The organism is Methylophaga thalassica, from assembly GCF_030159795.1.
Lineage (GTDB): Bacteria > Pseudomonadota > Gammaproteobacteria > Nitrosococcales > Methylophagaceae > Methylophaga > Methylophaga thalassica.
Window position 1 is genome coordinate 231,546 of the sequence record NZ_BSND01000013.1, and the last position, 21,521, is coordinate 253,066.

General features: G+C 44.0%; 20 protein-coding genes. 5 read left to right on the plus strand and 15 right to left on the minus strand.

Annotation, left to right across the window (positions count from 1 at the left end; genetic code table 11):
• Positions 1-37: 37 nt before the first annotated feature.
• From QQL60_RS13955 to QQL60_RS14010, 12 genes are all read right to left on the minus strand, one after another.
• Complete coding sequence (locus QQL60_RS13955; RefSeq protein ID WP_284723661.1) at positions 38-1,003, minus strand: vWA domain-containing protein; 966 nt, start codon at positions 1,001-1,003, stop codon at positions 38-40.
• 6 nt (positions 1,004-1,009) lie between these two features.
• On the minus strand, positions 1,010-1,579 hold the full coding sequence (locus QQL60_RS13960) for a hypothetical protein (protein ID WP_007144395.1): 570 nt from the start codon (positions 1,577-1,579) through the stop codon (positions 1,010-1,012).
• Entirely contained in the window at positions 1,576-2,556 is a 981-nt protein-coding gene (locus QQL60_RS13965; RefSeq protein WP_007144396.1) for a vWA domain-containing protein, read from the minus strand. The genes QQL60_RS13960 and QQL60_RS13965 overlap by 4 nt, the downstream gene beginning before the upstream one ends.
• Positions 2,553-3,494 carry a hypothetical protein gene (locus QQL60_RS13970; RefSeq protein WP_284723662.1) on the minus strand — a complete coding sequence of 314 codons (942 nt, stop codon included), beginning with the start codon at positions 3,492-3,494 and terminating at the stop codon, positions 2,553-2,555. Before QQL60_RS13970 ends, QQL60_RS13965 begins: the two co-directional genes overlap by 4 nt.
• A gap of 8 nt (positions 3,495-3,502) precedes the next feature.
• Entirely contained in the window at positions 3,503-4,309 is an 807-nt protein-coding gene (locus tag QQL60_RS13975; RefSeq protein WP_284723663.1) for a DUF58 domain-containing protein, read from the minus strand.
• Complete coding sequence (locus tag QQL60_RS13980; protein ID WP_284723664.1) at positions 4,306-5,340, minus strand: AAA family ATPase; 1,035 nt, start codon at positions 5,338-5,340, stop codon at positions 4,306-4,308. The genes QQL60_RS13975 and QQL60_RS13980 overlap by 4 nt, the downstream gene beginning before the upstream one ends.
• Positions 5,341-5,408: 68 nt before the next feature.
• A complete protein-coding gene (locus QQL60_RS13985) occupies positions 5,409-5,681 on the minus strand; it encodes a methanol dehydrogenase (RefSeq protein WP_007144400.1) in 273 nt (90 codons plus the stop codon).
• Between the two features lie 72 nt (positions 5,682-5,753).
• The gene (gene moxG, locus QQL60_RS13990) at positions 5,754-6,338 is read right to left on the minus strand and encodes a cytochrome c(L), periplasmic (protein ID WP_284723665.1); all 585 of its coding nucleotides are present in this window, start codon (positions 6,336-6,338) and stop codon (positions 5,754-5,756) included.
• 45 nt (positions 6,339-6,383) lie between these two features.
• Positions 6,384-7,229 (minus strand): methanol oxidation system protein MoxJ, encoded by an 846-nt coding sequence (moxJ, locus tag QQL60_RS13995; RefSeq protein WP_284723666.1) that lies wholly within the window; start codon positions 7,227-7,229, stop codon positions 6,384-6,386.
• Positions 7,230-7,324: 95 nt separating this feature from the next.
• Positions 7,325-9,208, minus strand: a complete 1,884-nt coding sequence (locus QQL60_RS14000; RefSeq protein ID WP_007144403.1) for a methanol/ethanol family PQQ-dependent dehydrogenase — start codon at positions 9,206-9,208, stop codon at positions 7,325-7,327.
• Between the two features lie 274 nt (positions 9,209-9,482).
• The gene (locus QQL60_RS14005; RefSeq protein ID WP_007144404.1) at positions 9,483-10,127 is read right to left on the minus strand and encodes a response regulator transcription factor; all 645 of its coding nucleotides are present in this window, start codon (positions 10,125-10,127) and stop codon (positions 9,483-9,485) included.
• Positions 10,128-10,137: 10 nt separating this feature from the next.
• Positions 10,138-11,124 (minus strand): sensor histidine kinase, encoded by a 987-nt coding sequence (locus tag QQL60_RS14010; RefSeq protein WP_284723667.1) that lies wholly within the window; start codon positions 11,122-11,124, stop codon positions 10,138-10,140.
• Between the two features lie 196 nt (positions 11,125-11,320).
• Between QQL60_RS14010 and QQL60_RS14015 the strand changes: the two genes are divergently transcribed.
• Genes QQL60_RS14015 through QQL60_RS14025 form a run of 3 tightly spaced genes read left to right on the plus strand, consistent with a single transcriptional unit; the run spans position 11,321 to position 13,150 of the window.
• On the plus strand, positions 11,321-11,641 hold the full coding sequence (locus QQL60_RS14015; protein WP_273182980.1) for a hypothetical protein: 321 nt from the start codon (positions 11,321-11,323) through the stop codon (positions 11,639-11,641).
• A gap of 39 nt (positions 11,642-11,680) precedes the next feature.
• Positions 11,681-12,202 carry an SRPBCC family protein gene (locus QQL60_RS14020; protein WP_007144407.1) on the plus strand — a complete coding sequence of 174 codons (522 nt, stop codon included), beginning with the start codon at positions 11,681-11,683 and terminating at the stop codon, positions 12,200-12,202.
• Positions 12,203-13,150 carry a YncE family protein gene (locus QQL60_RS14025; protein ID WP_284723668.1) on the plus strand — a complete coding sequence of 316 codons (948 nt, stop codon included), beginning with the start codon at positions 12,203-12,205 and terminating at the stop codon, positions 13,148-13,150.
• On the opposite strand, the gene QQL60_RS14030 is transcribed toward QQL60_RS14025, so the two are convergent.
• The 3 genes from QQL60_RS14030 to QQL60_RS14040 all read right to left on the minus strand — a co-directional run bounded on the left by QQL60_RS14030 (position 13,151) and on the right by QQL60_RS14040 (position 19,723).
• Positions 13,151-17,407 (minus strand): EAL domain-containing protein, encoded by a 4,257-nt coding sequence (locus tag QQL60_RS14030; RefSeq protein WP_284723669.1) that lies wholly within the window; start codon positions 17,405-17,407, stop codon positions 13,151-13,153.
• A gap of 249 nt (positions 17,408-17,656) precedes the next feature.
• The gene (gene trmL, locus QQL60_RS14035) at positions 17,657-18,136 is read right to left on the minus strand and encodes a tRNA (uridine(34)/cytosine(34)/5-carboxymethylaminomethyluridine(34)-2'-O)-methyltransferase TrmL (protein WP_007144410.1); all 480 of its coding nucleotides are present in this window, start codon (positions 18,134-18,136) and stop codon (positions 17,657-17,659) included.
• Positions 18,137-18,142: 6 nt separating this feature from the next.
• Complete coding sequence (locus tag QQL60_RS14040) at positions 18,143-19,723, minus strand: lytic transglycosylase (protein ID WP_273182988.1); 1,581 nt, start codon at positions 19,721-19,723, stop codon at positions 18,143-18,145.
• An 80-nt stretch (positions 19,724-19,803) separates the two neighbouring features.
• On the opposite strand from QQL60_RS14040, the gene QQL60_RS14045 reads away from it, so the two are divergent.
• Together QQL60_RS14045 and QQL60_RS14050 are read left to right on the plus strand one after the other, a co-directional pair.
• On the plus strand, positions 19,804-20,601 hold the full coding sequence (locus QQL60_RS14045) for a DUF432 domain-containing protein (RefSeq protein ID WP_273182990.1): 798 nt from the start codon (positions 19,804-19,806) through the stop codon (positions 20,599-20,601).
• 18 nt (positions 20,602-20,619) lie between these two features.
• Positions 20,620-21,480 (plus strand): mechanosensitive ion channel family protein, encoded by an 861-nt coding sequence (locus QQL60_RS14050; RefSeq protein ID WP_273182991.1) that lies wholly within the window; start codon positions 20,620-20,622, stop codon positions 21,478-21,480.
• The last annotated feature ends 41 nt before the right edge of the window (positions 21,481-21,521 follow it).

Consider the following 21,521-nt stretch of genomic DNA (forward strand, 5'->3'; position numbering starts at 1 on the left):
TCTTATCGGTGTAATTTAGAGTAGCCAGGAGAAGTGTTTACTTTCTGGCAGGCCATTTAGGTCTGAAAGGCTGATAGCAATAGAGAAGCAGTAATAGTGCTAATGCCGCCGCTATTTTATTAAACTGCGTGGGCTGTGTTGCCTCATAAGCAAAATCAGTGTTTTGTAGTGCCTTGGCCATATCCCTATTGTTTTCCAAGTGGTGATAGAGCATATGGTTTTGTTGAGCCAGATCCATTAAATAGTCTTGTTTGAGGCTGGATAGGTGTTCGATGCCAACGGCTTTGGCCGTGCCCCATGGGCCATTACGTGGAATGTATCCCTCGACCTTGCTGGGATCCTCCGGTAGGCCAAAGCGTGAAGCATGAGGCACATCTTCAGCAGTATAGAAACCTATCTGTACACCATCCTCGTCAAACTTGGGAATTTTACTCAGACCCAGTTCACCGACACCAATAATCATGCCTGCCTTCCAATCTTCTTTTTGATCTTCTGTATCTAGATAACTGAAATCGGGAGCATAACGTGGATTGATGGGCGGTGCTTCGTGACCATCGGTAAAAAAGACTAATTTACTGCCAGCGAGCACATCATTCAGCATCAGCTCACGCGTATTATATAAAGCCTGACCGATATTACTATCAGCTACCCAGGCCATTCGCCAGTCGAGTGCATGAATACTGGCCTCAAGAACAGGGTAATCACTACATACCTCAATGGGTGAATAGAGTAAAGCAGGTACGCGTTCGGTAAATACAGCTAAGCCTACTTTTGAGCCACATGGCAGGCTTCTGGCCGCATTCAGCATAGCGGTTTTCGCTTTTTCTAAACGACTGATTGCACCGCCGTGTTTATCAGAATAGTCCTGCACATTCATGCTACGGGTAATATCAAGCACAAACACAAAGTCATAGCTTTTTACTGTGAAGGGTAAAGGAGGCAGAACGATGGCTATCAGTAATAAGACGGCGGCAGCTATCAGTGCATATAAACGCTTCATCATAACAACCTAAGGCAGACCTAAGGGAAAACCAGGCATGGCTGACCACAGCTCTTCTGAGCTTTCCTGCACTTCACCAGACTCTTGTAGATCGCCGAGAGGCAAGTCTCGGGATAATCGTTGTGCTGCTTCGAAATTATATTTGGCTGCCCAAAACTCGGGATCTTTTTTTAATGCAGATTTATAGAGATCTTTTGCCACATCAGCCAAAGCTGTTGCACGATCAATCCCCATTTTTTCAGCCGTTTCAATCGCCTGTTGTAGATAGAGATTGCCCATATTGTAGTAAACCAGTTTTAACATGGCTGGAGAGCTGATCCGTTCGGCTTTGCCATAGGCATCGACAGCATCCTCGAACATACCGCGTTGTTGCAAATGATGAGCATAGGCAAACTGTACTTCGGGCTCTGTCAGATCAATCTCAGTAGCCTCCACTAAGCGTGGTGACTGTAGCAAACGTATTGCATCGTTGATGTCTTGCTGATGTTGCCTTTCTATTATTTGCAGGCCGAGTAGGGTAAGAAAAACGAGGCTAATCGCCAGCGTTAGATGTTGTAGATAAATACGGCGCAACATCATGAGCGTTTCTCCAAAGATTTCACTGCAACAAGTAACAAAACAAAAAACAAAGCAAAGCCATAACACCATGCTGAGAGGCTCTGTTTTGGAAGCTTTTCTTGATAAATTAATGGCAGGCTTTCCAGTTCATCCAGCTCAGCCAAAGCGGCTTGTAGTGATTCTGCCGTATCGACTTCATATGCATGGTATGGCACTGATAAGGTATTGAAAAACTTATGTAAATATCGTTCAGGCATGACTCTTGGGTTATCATCGCGATGCGATTTGGGCTCACTGAAGATGCCTTGTCCGTTTTCAGTACGTAAGAAGAACCAGTACAGACTTACCCGGTAACGTTCAAACCATTCACGTAGGGTTTTCTGGGCACGGTGATCCAAGGTGGCGGCGCCATCGGAGACCAAAACGATCACACGTGATCCGGTGTGAGGCTGGTCTTTGAAATAACTCAAACCCATGCCTAAACCTTTTGCAACGTTAGTAAACGCTAACCCTGGTGTCTCCAGACTATTAATCGCTGCCTGAATTGCACTTTTATGTTCAGTCAGCGGGCTGATGTAAAAAGGCTGGGTACTAAAACCGGCTACTCCGAATAAATCATGGGGACGGCGATTTACAAATTCCGAGAGTAAACGCCGGGCTGCTTGTGCTTTGGATTGCTCATTTTCATCCGGTGTCTGGCCGCCGAAGGTTTCATTCATACTGGCACTGCGGTCCAATACAAAAACGATATGGGCACCTTGTCCGGTACGAGTCACAATTTGCTCAAGACTATGCAAACCAGCGAGTCCGATAATGACTGTGGCTATAGCCAGAGAAGCAGCAAGCTTAATTAAGCGGTTTAGCCAGATCGTCAGCGGATTAAGTTTAATGAGCTGTTTGCTGGGCGTAGCATGTCTCTCAAATAAGCTGCTGAAGAAAGGTAATAAGCTGAGTGGTAATAACACCAGCAGCCATGGCAGATGAAAGGCGAGATTCATGACTTACCGGAAACCACTTTGTCAGCGGCAGCGAGTCTGTCGCATAGACGAATACAATCGTTCAGCAGGTTTGGCTTGGGGTCTTCATCAAAGAAAAACACGCATCTGGATTGCTGAAAAAAATCTTCTATCTGTGTCCGGCTCTCATTAAATTGTGGCTGCTGCTGAATAAAAACATCAATTTGTGAGGCAAACACGGTATAAGATGCCCGTGAATTAAACGCATCATGCATGGCTTGTAAGCCTTGTTGAATCTGATCAACGGTGATGTTTTTATGTCGATTTATACGCTTGATTTGACGCCGTGCGGTGTGAAAAGGTGAGGTATCAAACTTAGGCAATAACCCTGCGAGAGCAGCCCAGATAAGCAAGCATAGAATCGACAAACTGGCGTAGATGATAATGGGGGATTGATAGCGAGAAAGTGAGTGTGTTCTAGGTGCGATATCCGCTTTCATGAAACCATCACTACCGTCATTATTGCCCACACCACTCGCGGTAATTTCTTTGATAGGTGACATGATGAAGTGCCAGTCGGGTAAGGTGATTTCTACACGCTGATTTGCACTGTCTGTGAACACTAACTGTTGCTCAGGAATCTGTAAGGTTCGAACATCAAGGGGTGCGTAAAATGTTTGATAGCGGAGGGTAAGATTGTAGATGGTCTTTTTGCCCTGTTGCTCAGAAGTCATGCTCACGCTATTCAGATCCAGCCAGTAAGTCAGTTCACCTTCTACAGGTAATGAGGATGGAGATAAGGAATAGCCTTCATCCACGGCAATCAGATAGCGGTGTTCGATAATATCCCCCACCATCAGGCCATAATTTCGCCCCTGGTCCATTTTGATAAGCTGAGCAGGCAGAACCGGTTCCGCGTAACAGGCAGCAGACAGCAGAAATAAGCTCAAAAGCAGTGAAATGGTGTTAATAAGCTTCATAAAGGTTCCTACTGCATCGAAAAGTATCGACTCATTTGTTTGGCGTCATAGTGATCAATCAACCAAAAAGGCTGTTGATTAAAGCGGCGGAATTGTTGTGTGAGGTAGGCTCTCCGATCTTCATATTGTTGCTGAATTTTTTGTTTCTGATCACGGGTGATAAACACTAGAGAGCTGACACCCGTTTCAAGATCGGTCAGCTCAACAAATCGCCATAACGGGAAGTCGAGATACTCTTTGGATTGCCATAACACTATGGGTACAACTAAATGCGCTGATAAAACGGTCATCAATGACTGTAATTGTGTTTCCGGCCAGTGAAAGTCTGAGACTAAAAATATGAGTGCAGGTTTGCCAGGTAACACGGGGAAAACCTGTTGAGTAGCTTCCGCATGATTGGACTCGGGGCTAAGCCTCGTAAACTCGGTTGTTAGGGCATCGATATCATCGAGCTTTATTAGTTTTTCCGTGAGCAGATAGCAGGAAAAACGGTCATTAGCGGCTTCAACTGAGGCCTTGGTGCTCTCATAGACTTCATGCAGTAATGCCGATTTTTCGTCATAGAGCATTGAGGATGAACCATCGATAAGTAATAACACATCGATTTTGCTACGTTGTCGGTAACTTTTGACATGCAGAGACTCAAAAGGATCGGTCAGGCTGGCATTCAGGTCCAGCCTTGATGTATCGGGTTCATCCAAAAATAATGATTTTTTATAAAAGTCAGCGCCTGTACCTCGCTGCCGACTTTTATGTGAGCCCAGCATTAAGCCACTGACCAGGCCAGTGGTTTTGTAATCAAACGTCTGGTTCATGGTGATTGAATAGTATTCAATGCGGCAGTGATGAGTGATTCAACAATCTCATCACGGTTGTAGTCATAAACGGGGTTTAAAAAGAGTCGATGCTTGGCGACTTGCCGGATAATCATATGAAAATCTTCTGGCACTAATGCATCACGTCCATTGAGCCAGGCATTGACTCTGGCGCCACGGGCAAGATAACTGATCCCGCGTGGTCCCATACCACCACGTAACATATTGCTTGTATCGACATCAGTGATCTGAATGCCATATTCAGCAGGTTCACGTAGCGCACGACACAAGTGATAGCCGTAGTCCTGCACTTTTTCACTGGTGTGGACATGCTCCTGAATGGCGGCAGCAACATCATTCAATTGCTGGAATGGCACAATGGCTTTATCCGCTGAATCCACCAGTTTGTCGGCATCATGGTAACGTGGATTAAACATCAGGTCTTTCAATTGCACTTCAGATTTTGGCTGCTCAACATGCAGCTCCATCATAAAGCGATCACGTGCTGCGGCAGGCAGCTCAAAGGTTTCATCCTTTTCAATACGATTACGATCAGCAAACACCTGTAAATGAGGGAAAAAGTGTGTTTGGTTGAAAGCATGCACGCTACGTTCGGCCATGATTCTCAATAACAGAGAGTGGACCTGTGGACGTGCCCGGTTAATCTCATTGAAAAAGAAGATAGAGAGTTCATCTCCATGTTTCAGAACCGGCCCTGAACTGACACCTGGTTTACCATTTTCAGCAATATAGGTGTAATAGACGAGGTCATGCGGCATCAGATCGATGGTGCCCTCAATACGTTCAAAGTTACCACCCAGACATTCGGCTACAGTTTTCAGCAAGGTGGTTTTACCGACACCTACATCACCTTCAAGCAGGATATGTCCTCTGGAAAGAGTAGCAATGGTCATCAATCTGACAATATGTTCTTGACCCAGGATGGTGTTATTGATACTGGATTCCATCTTAGCAATAAGCGCATGCCAATCTGACATCGCTATCGTTGACGTTTTAGATAGCTGGTTCATAGCGGTTTCACATGGGAGAAAAAGAAAAGACCGGCCTGAGAATTAGGCCGGTCAGCTTCAGTAGTGGATTAATAAACCCATTTACCTGTTTTTTTGAACTGTTCAACACGTTCTGCATTGCGTTTTTCCATTGCTTTTAACGCAGCATCTTGTTTGTTCAGTTCTTTTTCACTGTGTTTTGGATCGTACTTAGAACCTTTGATTTTGTCAGGGAAACCTGGTTTGGCTTCCCAGCAATCACCAGCGGCTTTGCATTTAGTACCATCGTAAGCCATAACTGCACTTGCACCTGACAACATCATCAGAGCTGAACAAGCAACAGCGATTGTTTTTAGTTTCATATTTCTCTCCTTATTTTTGCGACGACATAATGAATTGGCATGCTGCCACTATGGCAACATGCCACCCATTAATTAATGATGAGTTTTATTAAAGTTATCCATAGCTTCTTTGAAGTCTTCTGGCACTTCTGCTGGTTTAAAGTTAGCTTTCTGCTCTTCAGTCAACCAGTCTGCTTTATCTGCTGAACCCCAATAAACACTTCTTACCCAGGCCATGATGTGCAAGATTTCATCTTTAGTGAGGTTGTTGTACTGTGGCCCCATCATGCTACGGGCACCACCATAAATGGTTTCGAAGAGGCCTTTATCGTTAGCGTTTTTAGGATAGGTGTAATAATCATCTCCTAATGCTGGTCCTAACTTGCCTTCAGCATGATGACCATGGCAACCAGAGCAAGCTGTCATAAACAGGCTTTCACCTGCCTTGATGGCTTCATCATCGGTGTTGTAGAGGTTTTCACCGGTATTAAGGAAATGCTCTACAGCTTCTGTTTTTTCACCTTTCTTGCCAAAAGATAAGTCCAGCACATCACCAGTGACTGTATTTCTGAAAACCAATTGAGATTGAGCGACAGGAATCAATGCCACGGAGAGTACCGAGACAGTAAGCAGTGCGATTCCTCGAATCTTCTTTGGCAAAAATGTTTTGATAGTCATGATTTAAAAAATTTCCTGTAGTAACAAAGAGTATTTTTATTTGAGTTATAAAAGTGGGATGCCTTCGTCTTTCAATACGGCTTTGATCTTAGGATCAGCTTTATGCAGTGCTGTATTGATTTCTTTCAACAGTTCCTGATCATCACTGCGTACGGCGATCGCTTGTTCAAACTGTTGTCTGACACCTTCTCCATCATGGGTTGGCGCAATTTCTTCAGAGACCACCATTTTCAGTGGAACGGAGGCTGATTTAACATAGCGCGCTGCTTCTGGTGCCCAGATATGAGCGATATCCGCTTTACCTGAAACGACTTCTGATACCAGTAAGTCAGGTGCGTAACGGACATACTGATTACGACGAGACTTAAAGCCGATTAATGACATGGTGTAATTGAAGTTGCCTTCATATTTGTCAATTTCACGCAGCATGACTTCTGAAGGACTGCCTGGAACAATGGCAAATTTAGACATGTCTTTCAGTGCTGGACTTTGCCAGTTCTTAATATCCAAGCCTTTGTCTGCAGGGTATATAAAGGCATAACCCGATTTATAGTATGGGTCACTGGTCGCGACACGAGGATCACCTTTGTCTACGCCCATGACGACATCACATTGATTTTTAAGCAGCTTCTCAGTAACGAGGAAAATAGCTGCTTTGTCGGACCAGACGAACTCTAGTTCCCGATCCATGGTATCCGCTAGAATTTTTGCCAGTTGATTCTCAAAGCCTTCCTGCTGCTTATTTGAATAAGGCATTTCATCACTGGCTGCACACACTTTGAGCGTGCTGGTATTGGCTTGTGCATTAAAGGCTAAGCCACTGCCTAATAGGAGTGCCAAAAAAGAAGGTAACATCCGACCTGATTTGGCTTGTTTCATGTTTCGTTTCATCGTGTTGGTCTCTTTGATGGAGGCCAGCAACCCTATGGTTGCTGGCCAGGTTTCTAACGAAATAAGTCTTAAGTTATTGACCTGTAAGCGACTGCTTACATGCCGTATTCACCTAAGCTCACGTCGTCATATGGGCTCTTACCATCAAGTGAGAAGACCATGACACCACCACCCATTTGAGTGTTTTTAGCCAGTTCTTTAAAGGCACCTACTGCACCTAAACCAGCTGATGGATCATTCAGGTCAAATACCAGACCTACTGCAGGCCAACCACCGACACCGTAGTTGATAGCAACATACTGTGTACCTTTATGTGTGTAAGTCATTGGATGACCGATAACACCTGAAGGCAGTTTGAATTTCCACAGTAATTTACCTGTATCAGCGTCACGTGCTTTGATGAAGCCATCTAATGTTCCGTAGAACACTAAGCCGCCTTCTGTTGCAGTCGTTCCACCCCAAACAGAGAATTTCTCCATTTTTTCCCAGGCGAACTCACCCGTAATCGCGTTGTAGGCTTTAACTTGGCCTGAACCGATTCCGTTTTGACGATCACCTTTAGGACCAGGGTATGTCCATACGTTGGCACCAACGAAGAACTGACCTGCACGATATGGCAACATGAACGGTTCCCAATCCATACATAGGTGGTTAATACCTAAGTAGAACAATTCACGTTTAGGATCGTAAGAATCGAAACCTTGGTTATGGAAGCCCATTGCTGATGGACATACATCACGTGAACGGTGTCCCATACGTGTTCCATATTCAGGGTCACGAATTGGTAAACCTGTTTCCAGATCGACTTTTTTTACCCAGTTTGCCGTGTCATCCATTTTGTTAGCAGACACTAAGTCACCTGTTTCACGATCCAGTGTGTAGATGATGCCGTTACGGTCAGGGTGAGTCAGCAATTTACGCATTTTGCCGTTTTTGTCTTTTTGCTCAGAAAGCATCATGACGTTAACGCCCGCGTAATCCCATTCATCATGAGGTGTTTTTTGGTAACCGAATTTAGCTAAACCAGTTTCCAGATCACGACCCCAGATAGTCATCGTCCATTTGTTATCACCAGGACGCATCGTTTCGTTCCACGGAGCAGGGTTACCTGAACCATAGTAGAACATGTCTAATTGTGGATCGTAGGCATACCAACCCCAGTTAGTACCACCACCGATTTTCCATGCGTTGTCTTCCCAGGTAGATGTACCCAGACCTTTTTGACCATAGTGAGGGTTATGTTTGTTGAAGTCTTTATCCAGACCCACATCTGCATCAGGACCCGTTGCATACCAACGCCATACCATTTCACCCGTGTGAATATCGTATGCGGTGACATAACCACGAACACCTAATTCAGCACCAGAAGAACCTTGGATAACCAAGTCTTTAGCAACAAATGGTGCAGCTGTTTCTGTTTGACCAACGCTGATATCACCATTTTCTACTTTCCAGTATTCTTCACCTGTTTCAGCATTTAATGCGACAACGTGACCATCCAGTAAGCTTTTCACGATCATGGCTGGCGCTTTGTCATCCCCTGGCCAGTAAGCTAGACCACGGTTAACAACGTCACAACAGGCAACAGCACGTGCAGCTGGATCTTGTTTTGGTTTGTGTTCCCATTTGATCACACCTGGCTCATCCAGATCGATAGCAAAAGTGTTGTTCGGGAAAGGTGTGTGAATGTACATAGTGCCGTTCACAACAAGCGGTGCACCTTCATGACCGTTTAGTACACCTGTTGAGAATGACCATGATGGACGCAGTTTTTTAACGTTGTCTTTGTTAATTTGTTTGGCAGTACTGTAGTGGGTGCCTGAGAAATCTTTCCCTTGCATTACCCAGTTTTCATTGCTTTTAGACAGTTCTACTAACTTATCATTTGCAACTGACATGCCTGACATCAATCCGAGTGCGGATGAGACAGCAAGCGCAGTACCGATTTTTGACCACCGGCTATGATGCATTTCTCTCATATATCCTCCTATTTGTTTTGAGAGTCAGTCAATGCTGACTTTGTGTATCAGCTGTAAAAAACACGGCTGAGCACAAAGGTCATCTTCTTATCTTTGCTGTGACAGGGGATAGAGAGCGACACCTGAAAGGTTCAGGGAAGTTATCCTTAATTCGCTGGTGAGGCTATGTTGTTTAAGTTTTTTGTTTTTATATATCAATAATTTATTTGTTGTTTATGTTTTTCTCTATGGGAGCTATGTCTAAAAACATAATGAACTTTTTCACTAGCCACCATTAACTAGGCGGTGTAGTGATCAGGCCGGTTTTTTGTGCCAGGAAAATAATTTCGGCCAGATTATTAGTGCCTAATTTTCGCATCATATTGGTTTTGTAATTGGATACTGTTTTAGGCGCCAGAGCTAAGTTATCAGCCATTTCATTGATACTTTTTCCTTCTGCCACCATGCGAAATACAGCAAACTCCTGATGTGATAACGAGTGTACTTTCTGATCAGCATGAATCAGTTTTTCCATGGCAATGGCGCGAGCAATCTCTGTACTCAGATAGTGGCCACGACTGGCTATCGTTTTAACGGCTTCAATCAATACGGATGATGGACAGGATTTAGTGATATAACCGCGCGCTCCCATATCCATCGCTCGCATAGCCAGCGTGGAATCATCGTGCATGGTGCAAACAAGAATTTTAGCTTGTGGATCACGGGATGTTATGCGGCGAATACATTCAAGGCCACCGGCACCAGGCATGCTGATATCAATGATACAAACATCCGGTTTATGACTGACATAGAGCCGGTAACCTTCTTCTGAATTACTGGCCTGACCGATGACGTCAAACCCTGAAGAGTTCAATAAATGTTGGTAGCCATCTCGTAAAATGGCGTGATCATCAATCAATAATATAGTCGTTTTAGACATGATGGTTTACTCAAATAATTGGGTCATAAGGAATCGTAATCGTTAAGCAGGTTCCCTGAGGCTGACGAGATGCAATATAAAATTCGCCGTCTAAAGCCTCACAACGTTCACGAATACTGATAAGTCCAAGGCCTTGTTGGGCTTCTATATTGCTGTTGAAGCCCTGACCGTCATCTTCCAGCTTTAATTGAATACAGGCATTGCCAGGTTCACGGAATTGATGCAAATAGATAAAAACCTGATCGGCATTGGCGTGACGGCTAATATTCCTCAGCCCTTCCTGTAGGCCTCGATATATCGACAGTGCAACTGCTTTGGGTATTTCATGATCCTGTATCTCCAGTGAGAGATGTTCGCTGCCCTGAAAGGCATGTTTCCATTCAGAAACCAGCTCACGAACAGCGCCTTTAAGGCCGATACTGTCAAGGCTCGGTGGCTTTAGATGACGTAATTTATTACGGGTAATCGAGCGAAGCACTGTTGTACTGTCCATGACAGATTCGAGGATAGGCTGGAGAGTGGGGTTGTCGGTTTGGTTTAAGGCGACAGTCAGGTTGGCATCCATTGCAGCAAGGTGTTGACCAAAGATATCGTGAAGTTCAGAGGCGAGATGATCGCGTTCAGACTCTCTGACCAAGGCTATTCGTTGGACTAAGGCCTGTTTATCGTTGAGTAGCTGACGTATTTTTTTATTGTTTTGGCTTAATTCTGCCTGCATCGCCAAATTGTGTTTGAGCGACAGTGATAACTCTGAAATACGTCGGGTGCTAAACCAGATAAGGCCCGCACAAAAAACCAGTAATACAAAAATAATCTCATCAAGCTGATAGAACTCGCCCAGAGCAGTCCAATCGATATAACGCTCTGCCAGATCCAAATACGATGCGACAAGATAAGTAATAAGTGACGAGATGGTAATCCAGACGACGTCGCGTTTAATACTGTGTTTACGCTGATTGTGATCAGTGTGATGCTTGAGCTGCTGCAGGCCTTCCATAATGTATTCATACGTCATTAAAAAAGAAAAGTATGAAGCAGAGGCAGCGATTTACCCATAGCCTAAGATGAGATGGGGAGCAAATCACGCAGACATAGATGAAAAGGTCCTGATGAAATACAAGGACATGTCTCTAACGGTATCGGCACAATGCTCAGTACGATGGTCAAGTTTTCTATTCACTTTGAGGAAGAACATGAAACTCTTGCCACTACTGCTTTCAGTACTACTTTTTTTCCCCGGAATAAGCCTGGCGGATTCCACCACACACAAAACCTATGAGGAAATGGCATTCCTCAAACACTTCACCGGAAAAACCCCCGAATTTATCAGAACAGAGTTGGGTGAGCCTGACAGCATCGCTAAGAAAGAAAACGCCAGTGGCACGATTGAGTTCTGGATTTATCGTGATCTTGTGCAGCAAGCACACTCTGACAAAATTTATCGCTATACCCAGTTCGGCATTGTTAATGGCCATGTTGAGACATTGGGACATACCAATCGCGACCCTAAATAACATCCTATTTACGACACTTAAATTAAAGAGGAACACTTAATGAAATTATGGGCAACCGCCTTGATGGCAAGTCAATTATTCGTCACCAGCCTTGCTTTCGCTCATGGACCGACACCACAAAAAATCGATGAAAAAGTGGTGATTGCTGCACCGATTGATAAGGTTTGGGAAAAAGTCTCAGATTTTAATGGCATAGCCGATTGGCATCCCATGGTTGAGTCAGTGACATCGCCCGAAGAAGGCACGCGAGTTCTCAAGTTAAAAGGCAAGGGTGAAATTACTGATAGCCTGGATGAGAAAGACGATGCGAAACATTATCTGAGTTATCGTTTATTAGAAGAGAATATTGAAGCTTTTCCAGTGAGCTTTTATACAGTCAGTATTGAATTAAGCAAGGTGAACGATGGTACGGAAATGAGTTGGAAGGGCCGCTTTTATCGTGCGGATACCGGCAATTTCCCACCTGAACAATACAATGATGAATCAGCAGTCAAAGCCATGGAAGCGTTTGCCAAAACAGGTATGGCCAGCCTGAAAGAATCACTTGAAGGGAAGAAATAAGTGAAGTTGCGTTTAGGTCTCTCATTGAGTTTATTGCTAGTGGCTATGCCACTAGCAGCGCAACATGCCTACATCTGTAGTCAGGCAGCCAGTAAGGTCACGGTTGTTGATATTGAAAAACAGGAAATCATGACTGCGGTTGATGTCGCAACAGGACCGGTAGGTGTCTCTTTAGACAATCAGCGTCATCAATTATTCGTCACCCATCCGGAAATGGGTGTTGTGACCATGATTGATACGCAAACCAATAAGAAACTGGGTGAAATCAGAACGGGTGGGCAACCTTTTGCTGTTGCTGTGGATCCCTCAGGTAAACATCAGGTTTTTGTCTCTGACTGGGAGCGCAATGCCGTTGTTGTGATTAACCCGGAGACAAAATTAGTCGTTGATATTTTATCTGTGGGTAAAAATCCTGCTGGCTTGGCCATCGATAGTGAAGCAAGGCGTATCTATGTCGCTAATCGTAATAGTGACACACTAACCGTGCTGGATGCCGACACACCGCGTCAGTACGCTGAAGTGAAGACCGGTAAAGCACCTTATGCTGTTACCGTGAGTCCTGATGGCAGACGTATCTATGTCACAGCAATTCAGGACAATACGGTGACGGTCATCAATGGTGATGATTACAAGGTGATCAAAACACTTGAAGCCGGTACGGCACCCTATGGTATTGCTGTAACGCCAGATAATCAGTGGTTATATGTGGCGAACCAAGGCACGAATGATGTCTGGGTTTTTGATACAAAACGTTTAGAAAGAGTCGCAAAAATTGATGTGGGCGAAATGCCTGAAAGTGTGTCTTTTACCGAAGATAGTCAATATGCTTACGTGACTAATTGGTTTAGTAATAGCTTGTCAGTGATTGATACTAAATCCCAGAATGTTATCAAGCAGATTGCTATGCCTGATGGCCCAAGAAGTCTGGGCCGTTTTATTGGTAACTAATTATTGCTGTTTTTTGGCATCCAGCAGTAATTCAATGGTTTTAAAGTGGGCTTTCAGTTCAGCAATACCAGCATCATTAATAGGATGCTGGTCTTCCTGATACTGATATTTCAGACTATTGGCATTATGATAAAGCTCTGTATAAGCCAGTTTCATCGACTCTATCCATACTCTATCAAACAAATTCTGTTTCTTGGCTTGCTCCAGCCATAAACTGAAGTGACATTTCTTATGATTCATCAGTGGCCAATGAGTAATAGTGTCAGGACTCGACTCTAGATTGGCAATCACACGGTTTAGCCAATAATTGATCTGCAGCGTCATTAATTCCAGTAAGGTCTGTTCCGCATTAAGCTGACGATTAGCCAGATCGATCCATTTCTTATTTGGTTGGTAATCAGTGAACCATTGATTGCAGTCATCAGCCGACATTGGATAAGCGATCGCATAACCTTGCGCTAAATCGCAGCCCATCGCCAGCAACATCATGCCATGCTCAGTTGTTTCTACACCTTCAGCGATGACCTGATGATGGAAAGCGTCTGTCAGACCAATAACGCCATCAATAATCGTATAGTCATTGGGATCGTCAATCAGATCACGTACAAAACTTTGATCTATCTTGACGGTATCTACAGGAAGATGACGTAAATGTGTCAGTGAGGAATAGCCGGTGCCAAAATCATCCAGTGAAATCTTAAGGCCAAGCGTGTGGCGGCAGGTTTCGATGATAGAAGAGATATTGTTAATATCGGTTAAAACACTACTTCCCAGAACTTCTAATTGAATGAGATAAGAAGGTACATTGGGATACTTGGCTAGAACACGGTCCAGATGGTCAAACAAACCTTGCCATTGCAGATGACGTGACGAAATATTAATGCTCATTTCTATTGTCCAGCCACGTTCAATCCAGTTGTTTAGCTGTTTGATGGCGCGCTCAATGACCCAGTTTCCTATGTTTATTTCCAGATAACTTCCTTGAACAACAGGTAAAAAGTGGGCTGGTGTGATCAAGCCCCGTTCAGGATGTTGCCAGCGGATTAATGCTTCAGCGCCAATGATGTCGCCTGAGCGCATATTCACCTTGGGTTGGTAGAACAGCACAAGGTGATCCGATATCAAAGCATCTTCGATCGACTTAAATTGATTCTGCTGTTGAGACATTTGCTCGTCTTGTTGTGTATCAAACATATGATGACGTTGGCGGCCAGATACTTTTGCCTGATACATTGCCTGGTCGGCATGGCGTAACAAGGTGTCGGCATCGGCATTGTCCAGAGGGTAAAGGGTGATACCAATACTCGCACTGCAACTGATGCTATTACCATCAATATGATAGGGCAGTTCAATAGCATGTCGGATACGATTTATCAGTGTTTCACAGTGCTCTGCTGAACTGACATCATTGAGTAATAAAGCAAATTCATCACCACCGAGTCGGGATGCGGTATCGTCTTGCCTGATACAGGATTGAATACGGGCAGAGACTTCAATCAGTAACTGGTCCCCCGCTTCATGTCCATAGGTATCATTAACAGGTTTGAAGCCATCTAAATCTAAAAAGACCACAGCAAGCAGACTCTTATTGCGATTACTATGGGCGATGGCTTGCTTGAACCTGTCGGCAAATAATGTTCTGTTAGGCAATTGCGTCAGTACATCATAGTGCGCCATCATTTCCAGGGCATGCTGTTGCTCTTTGCTTTGGGTAATGTCGGAGAACATGCCGAGATAATGTATGGTCTCACCATAATCATCGACCAATGTAGAAATAGTGAGTAACTCAGCATAGAGTTGACCATCTTTGCGTTTATTCCATATCTCGCCTTGCCAGTGGCCTTGCTGGCGGAGTTCATTCCACATCTCTTCAAAATATAAGGCGTCATGTTTATCAGAACGTAATATTGAGGGATTCTGATGTAATATTTCTTCCCTGCTGTAGCCCGTTATCTCAGAGAATGCCGGGTTTACATCGACGATGAGGCCGTCCGCGTCGGTGATGAGAATTCCCTCGTGTGCTTGTGTAAAGACACTGCCGGACAGTTTTAATTTTTCTTCTGCACGTTTTCGCTCAGTAATATCGTAAAGAATAATTAATGTATCTGGTATCGTGTCACTGGTCACTTTACGGGCATTGGCAATGACAGAGCGTCGTTGCCCGTCTTTACAGATGAGATCGGTTTCAATAGATTCAAAATTGAAAGAAACGTATTGTTTGTTAAACGCGATATCAGCTTGTGTGATAAATCGTTCACGAGTTTCTACTTTGGGGAAGGTCCTGAGTAACCAATCATCTAATGTTGGAATATCGCTGAGGTCATAGCCGAAAGAGGTAATAAACGCTTGATTAAGGTAAGTAATTTTACCGTGATTATCGATAATGATTTCTGGCACGGGTGAGGTGTTCAAAACATCACTTAAACGTCCCTCACTTTCCTGAAGGGCTCGTCGTGACTGGCGCAGCCGGTAAATCCAATAGCTAAACAATAGAAACAACAGCAGGATGCCAGAACCAAACTGTATCAGTGTTTTTAGTTGTGGTCCGGAGTCGATTTTAATACCCAGCCACTGAGACTCAATTTCTTTCTTTTCTTGCTCAGATAGCTGACTCAGCACTTTATTTATGATGCTTAATAGTTCTGGTTCATTTTTGACTATACCCATGCGGTATGCCGCTCTGGCTTGCGTTTGTCCGGCAAATTGAAGATTAATGAGGTCGCTGTTTTTTATTTGATAATTGGCATAGGCTGCATCTCCTATATAAGCATCTGCCTCGCCTCTAGCTACTTTTTCCAATGCTTGTCGAGGTGTGTCAGTGAACATCAAAGTAATTTCAGGGTACTCATCGCTCAGCAGCGCGTTACTAAAGTTACCTTTTTCTAATGCGACTGTTTTACCAGCCAGATTTTTTAATGAACCAATGTAGCCATTGATATCCGTATTAATGATAACCACAGGATTTTGAATATACGGATCGGTAAACGTTAAGTATTCCTTACGTTCGGTGGTTTCATTCAGACAGGCCAGCATGTCGATTTCATCGTTTTGAGCCATAGTCATCAGTTCATCCCAGCTTCGATTAGAGATGATGTCGAATTTCACGCCCAATCGTTCTTCCAGCAAATTGATATTTTCAGCAGCCAGACCAACATACTCACCATCCTTGTTGATCCACTCATAGGGAGCGAAGTCTTTGTCTACACCGACTTTAATAACGGGATGAGCCTGTAGCCATGCCTGTTCATCTTCAGTGAGAGATAACATGGTGCTGGGTTGATGAATGAAGTGATTAAGGGTTTTTTCTGGCAGAGCAGGGGCGACCCCCAGCTGTGCATAAATATCGGCAATGCGTTTCAGGCGACCAGGCTCAATACTGCCTAACGGTATTAGATCGGCCAATATTAGTTTTTTTGTCTCTCTTGCTTCAAATCTAAGTCGCGACAGGCTTTGTTCAGCACCATATTTCTGCTTGATGATATTAATCATCTCTTCACTATGCTCGAGCGCATAGTGCCAGCCTTTTAACGAGGCTTTCAGCATGCGTTGGGCTCGGCCTGGATATTTTTTCAGTTCGTCATCGCTGGTAAATAAAATATCGCCGTAAAAATCAAAACCATAATTACGCGGATTGATGATGTTTATAGGGATTTTTTTCTGCAAAAACTCATAAGGTTGATCGCTGATGTAACCAGAAATGACATCAACTTCATTATTGATAAGGCTATCAATGCCCATTTTCTGAGGGATGATATTGATATCTTTCAGCTGGATTTCTGCATCATTCAGCAGGGTTCTTAAGATGGCGTCATTACCATTGCTGGCGTCAAACATGACACGCTTTCCAGCCATTTCATAAGGACTGACAATTCCGGATTCTGAGCGTGACATAAAGACTAAAGCATCATGCTGGAATATCGCGGCTAAGGCTTTTATCGGTGAACCATTCGCGTATTCAGCGAGGATCCCGATACCACCGATACCGTAATCCGCTTTTCCGCTGACGACCTCATTGACAACATTAATGTCAGGTTGACGAGGACGTAATTCAACATCCAGGCCTTCCTCTTTATAAAATCCTTTTTCTACGGCAGCAATGTAGCCAGCAAACTGATATTGATATTTCCACTTCAGTTGTAAACTGACTTTTTCCAGGGGTAAGTCTTCATCTGTAGCTTCCAGTTGAGCGTAGCTGGGTAGCGACAGGCTCAATAAAAGGTTAAGAAGACATACACAAAAAAATCGATGGCTTATCATTTCTAGTGATTTACACCCATGAATAATGCTCAATGAATTGTATAGAGGGTAAACATCTCTGTTTATAGCTTTCCCTAGCGTTTACACACAAAGATTTAGATGATGTGTTGGTGCTTAGATTATAACCCAATCAAGTCGAATAAGAATAGCGGCGATATCCTGAAGCTTTGTGTGACACTCGCATCTTCTATTTTTTTATTGGCTCTAAAAACCAATATTTCACAACAAGCGGATTTAGCGAATCACTATTTAGTTGTTATCAAACTGTTTGGCACCGGCAAAATCCAGTTGTTGCCATGCTTGGTACAAGATGATGGCCGTTGCATTAGATAGATTAAGGCTTCGACTGTCAGGCAGCATCGGTATGCGTATTTTTTGCCTATCATTCAGTTGATTGAGGACGTCTTCAGGCAAGCCGCGTGATTCCGGGCCAAATAACAGAATGTCTTCATCTTGATAGCTGGCTTGATGATGATGTTGTCTGGCTTTTGTCGTGCAGGCAAAAATTCGTCTGCTGCCGCTCCATGCTAAGAACTCATCGAAGTTCTTATGCACAAGGACATCAGCGAACTCATGATAATCCAGTCCAGCGCGGCGTAGGCGTTTATCATCAATAGCAAAGCCTAGCGGTTCAATTAAGTGTAGGCCTGCACCAGCATTAGCGCATAAGCGAATTATATTGCCCGTGTTGGGAGGAATCTCGGGCTCATAGAGAGCAACATGAAGCACAGCGGATCAGGTTTCGTCTATATACAGTTTTAAGCTCTGACCTGGCTGTAAAGTTGAGCGATCACTGAGACCATTCCATTCTTTCACATCAGCAACACTGACATTAAATTTACGTGAGATTGCCCAGAGTGAGTCACCATCTTTGATAGTGTAACTGACCGACTTTCTGATATCTGCAGCAGCACTAGTGATGACAAGTTTTTCGCCTGCACGCAGGATGTCTTTGGCCGATTTATTATTCTGTTGAGTCAGCGTTTTTACATCGGTGTTATTTTTTCGGGCAATATCCCACCAAGTGTCACCCGCTTTCACAACATAAGTCGTTTTTTTGACATTCTCAGGTGACACACTCTTCTGTGCTTTATTCAAAGCCAATTTACTGATGTCATGTGAGGCGACCGGAATCAGTAGATTTCTTCCTGCACGGATTTGAGTCGTGCCGAGTTTATTGGCTTGTTTTATAACATCGACTGTGGTGTCGTAGTTTCTGGCAATAATACTTAAAGATTCACCACGTTTAATTTCATGACGTGCCCATTGCACTCGCTGTGAAGTAGGCATTTTTGCTAAGGCGGTTTTAAAAGTAGGAATTTTTTCCAGCGGCAGTACTAATTTATGGTTGCCTTGTGGTGCTGTTGCCCAGCGATTAAATGCCGGGTTTAATTGGTGTAGCTGTTTTTCGCTGATGCCTGCCATCTTGGCGGCCATCGCTAAATCGATCTGTGAACCAACATTAACCTGACCAAAGAACGGTTTGTTATCGATAGGGCTTAATTCTAGTTCGTAACGTTCAGGGTATTTCACCATGTGGCTGACAGCCATTAAGCGAGGTACGTAAGCAGACGTTTCTTTGGGAAGATCGAGCGACCAAAAATCAGTCGGTTTACCCTGTTCCTGATTCTTTTTAATAGCACGTCCGACTGTGCCTTCACCACAATTATAAGCAGCAAAAGCGAGTTGCCAGTCACCAAAGTCGTTATGAAGTTTTTCAAGATAATCAAGTGCCGCTTGTGTTGACTTAACTACGTCACGTCTGCCGTCATACCACCAGTTCTGCTCCAGGCCATAAAGTTCACCAGTGCCTGGAATAAACTGCCATAACCCTGCCGCATGGCTGGGCGAATAAGCCATGGGTTTAAAGCCACTTTCGACAACAGGTAATAAGGCGACTTCCATCGGCATATTACGTTTTTTGACTTCTTCAACAATGTAAAACAGGTAAGGTCTAGCTCTTTCCACCACCCTGGCGACATAATCCTGATGATCAATAAACCAGCGAAGTTGACGTTCTGTATCTGGCTCAAGCGTCTTATAATCAGAGATGACAAAGCCGTTTCGAATGCGTTCCCAAACATCGGTTGGGTCTTGGGGAGGAAGTGTAATTGGTGGGTTTTCTGAGGATAGAGGGTTTTCGTTTTCTTCTAGGGATTCGTTATATGCTTGTTCCCAGGGAGTATGTTTCTGCTTTTGCTTCGTTTTAGAATACGTAACAGACGGCGATGCCGAGGCCCCCACGACTTTTTCGGGGGTGCTGCTACAGGAAGCGACAAGTAACGTAAATACCGATACGAGTGCTATTCTTATCATATTTCGAGTAAACATCCGCGCTATTATAAGCAAGGATTTTCTACCTGTCTCCGAATAATTTATAAAAGTTGCAATTACTGATGGTTGAACAGCTAAATAACTGGTGGGGTGTTTTTCATTTTCCCCAGGAAACACAATGGGTTATGCGATGTGCAGATGTCTGTCTTGGGCTTCGTTCTGCGCCTCATCAATGGTGGGCAGGTTATGAATGGCAACAAAATATAAACCAATTTGAGCCTTCATTAAGAAATGAAAACAGTCCCTTTGAGTCATCACCTAAACATGAGCAACGTTTTGTTTTTGCTCAACTTCCAGAGAAAATGGTGATTCAGCCAGCGTTAGCCGACCGTCCTGTAGTGTGTCGGCCAGTGGTTTCGGTGAGTTTATTGCCGTTTCAGGAAGTCACTTTATTTGTGTGTCTACCTTTATGGTTGAAGATAGCGACTGGTGAATCCGATCAGACATTATTAGATATCCCAACGGTAAAAGTCTGTGACTCCTGGTTCGGTCCTAACACGCGTGAAGGTGTGTTGAGTTATGCCTCGCAAGTGAGTGAGCAATTAGATGTAAAGCCCATTGCCAATAACAAGGCGAGAGCCGCTATTGAGGTACGGATTCAGAATCAGTCTGATCAAATGTTAACGCTGGATAAAATCAGTGTACCGGCACCTAATTTAAGTTTATATGCCGATAAACAAGGACAATTCTGGACGCCACGTATAACGCTGGTCAGGCGTAATCAGGATGATGCGATTTTGAGTTTGGACGATGTGATAAGTGGTGGACTAGCACTCAGCGAGCTTGAGCTGGTGTGTCCTGCGAGAGAAGATATTGGGCGTAGCAAAATTACCAAGGCCATTTCAGCCTTATTTGGTTAATTAGTTGAGTGAAAAGTTATGACGGAATGGTTTAACAGTCTCAATGCAGAATGGTTTATCTCTGCATCGGAAGCACTGATTTATTTTATTGTCGGGCTGATTCTGGCCAAGATGGCTAGTCGAGGTGTTCGTCAATGGAGTAAAAACCGTTTTGATACCCATCAACAGCTTTTGATGGCACGCGTGGCGTCGTATTTGATTTTGTTGGTGTTTGTTGTGATGGGCTTAAATGCGATCGGTTTCAACCTCGGCGTTTTAATTGGTGCCGCCGGGGTGTTATCCGTTGCTATTGGTTTTGCTTCACAAACATCGGCCTCCAATATTATCAGTGGTTTGTTTTTAGTCGCTGAGCGACCTTTTTCTGTCGGTGACTTAATCAAGGTGGGGGAGACCACCGGTGAAGTACTTTCTATCGATTTGTTATCGGTGAAATTACGTACCTTTGATAATTTGTTTGTGCGCATTCCAAACGAAACATTGATTAAGTCAGAAGTCACAACATTGACGCGTTTTCCTATCAGACGAATTGATTTAAGTATTGCTGTTGCGCTGAAAGAAGATATCAAGGCGGTCAGAAAAGTCCTGGAGAAAGTGGCAGAGGCCAATCCACTTTGCCTTGATGAGCCCAAACCAAAATTTGTGTTTCTGGGCTTTGGCGACTCATCGCTGAATATGCAGTTTTCGGTATGGGTGAAGCGTGAGAGTTTTATTGAACTCAAAAACAGTATTCATGAAGAAATCAAAGAAGCGTTTGACGCTGAATCGATAGAAATTCCTTTTCCACATCGTTCCCTATATACCGGTTCTGTAACAGAACCTTTTCCGATTCGTTTGGTAACAGATAATGAACCAAAGCCAAATATGGACAACAAAGAATAGCGGCTGTCGGCCACAGCCTATCTACGATAAGATCAGCAGAA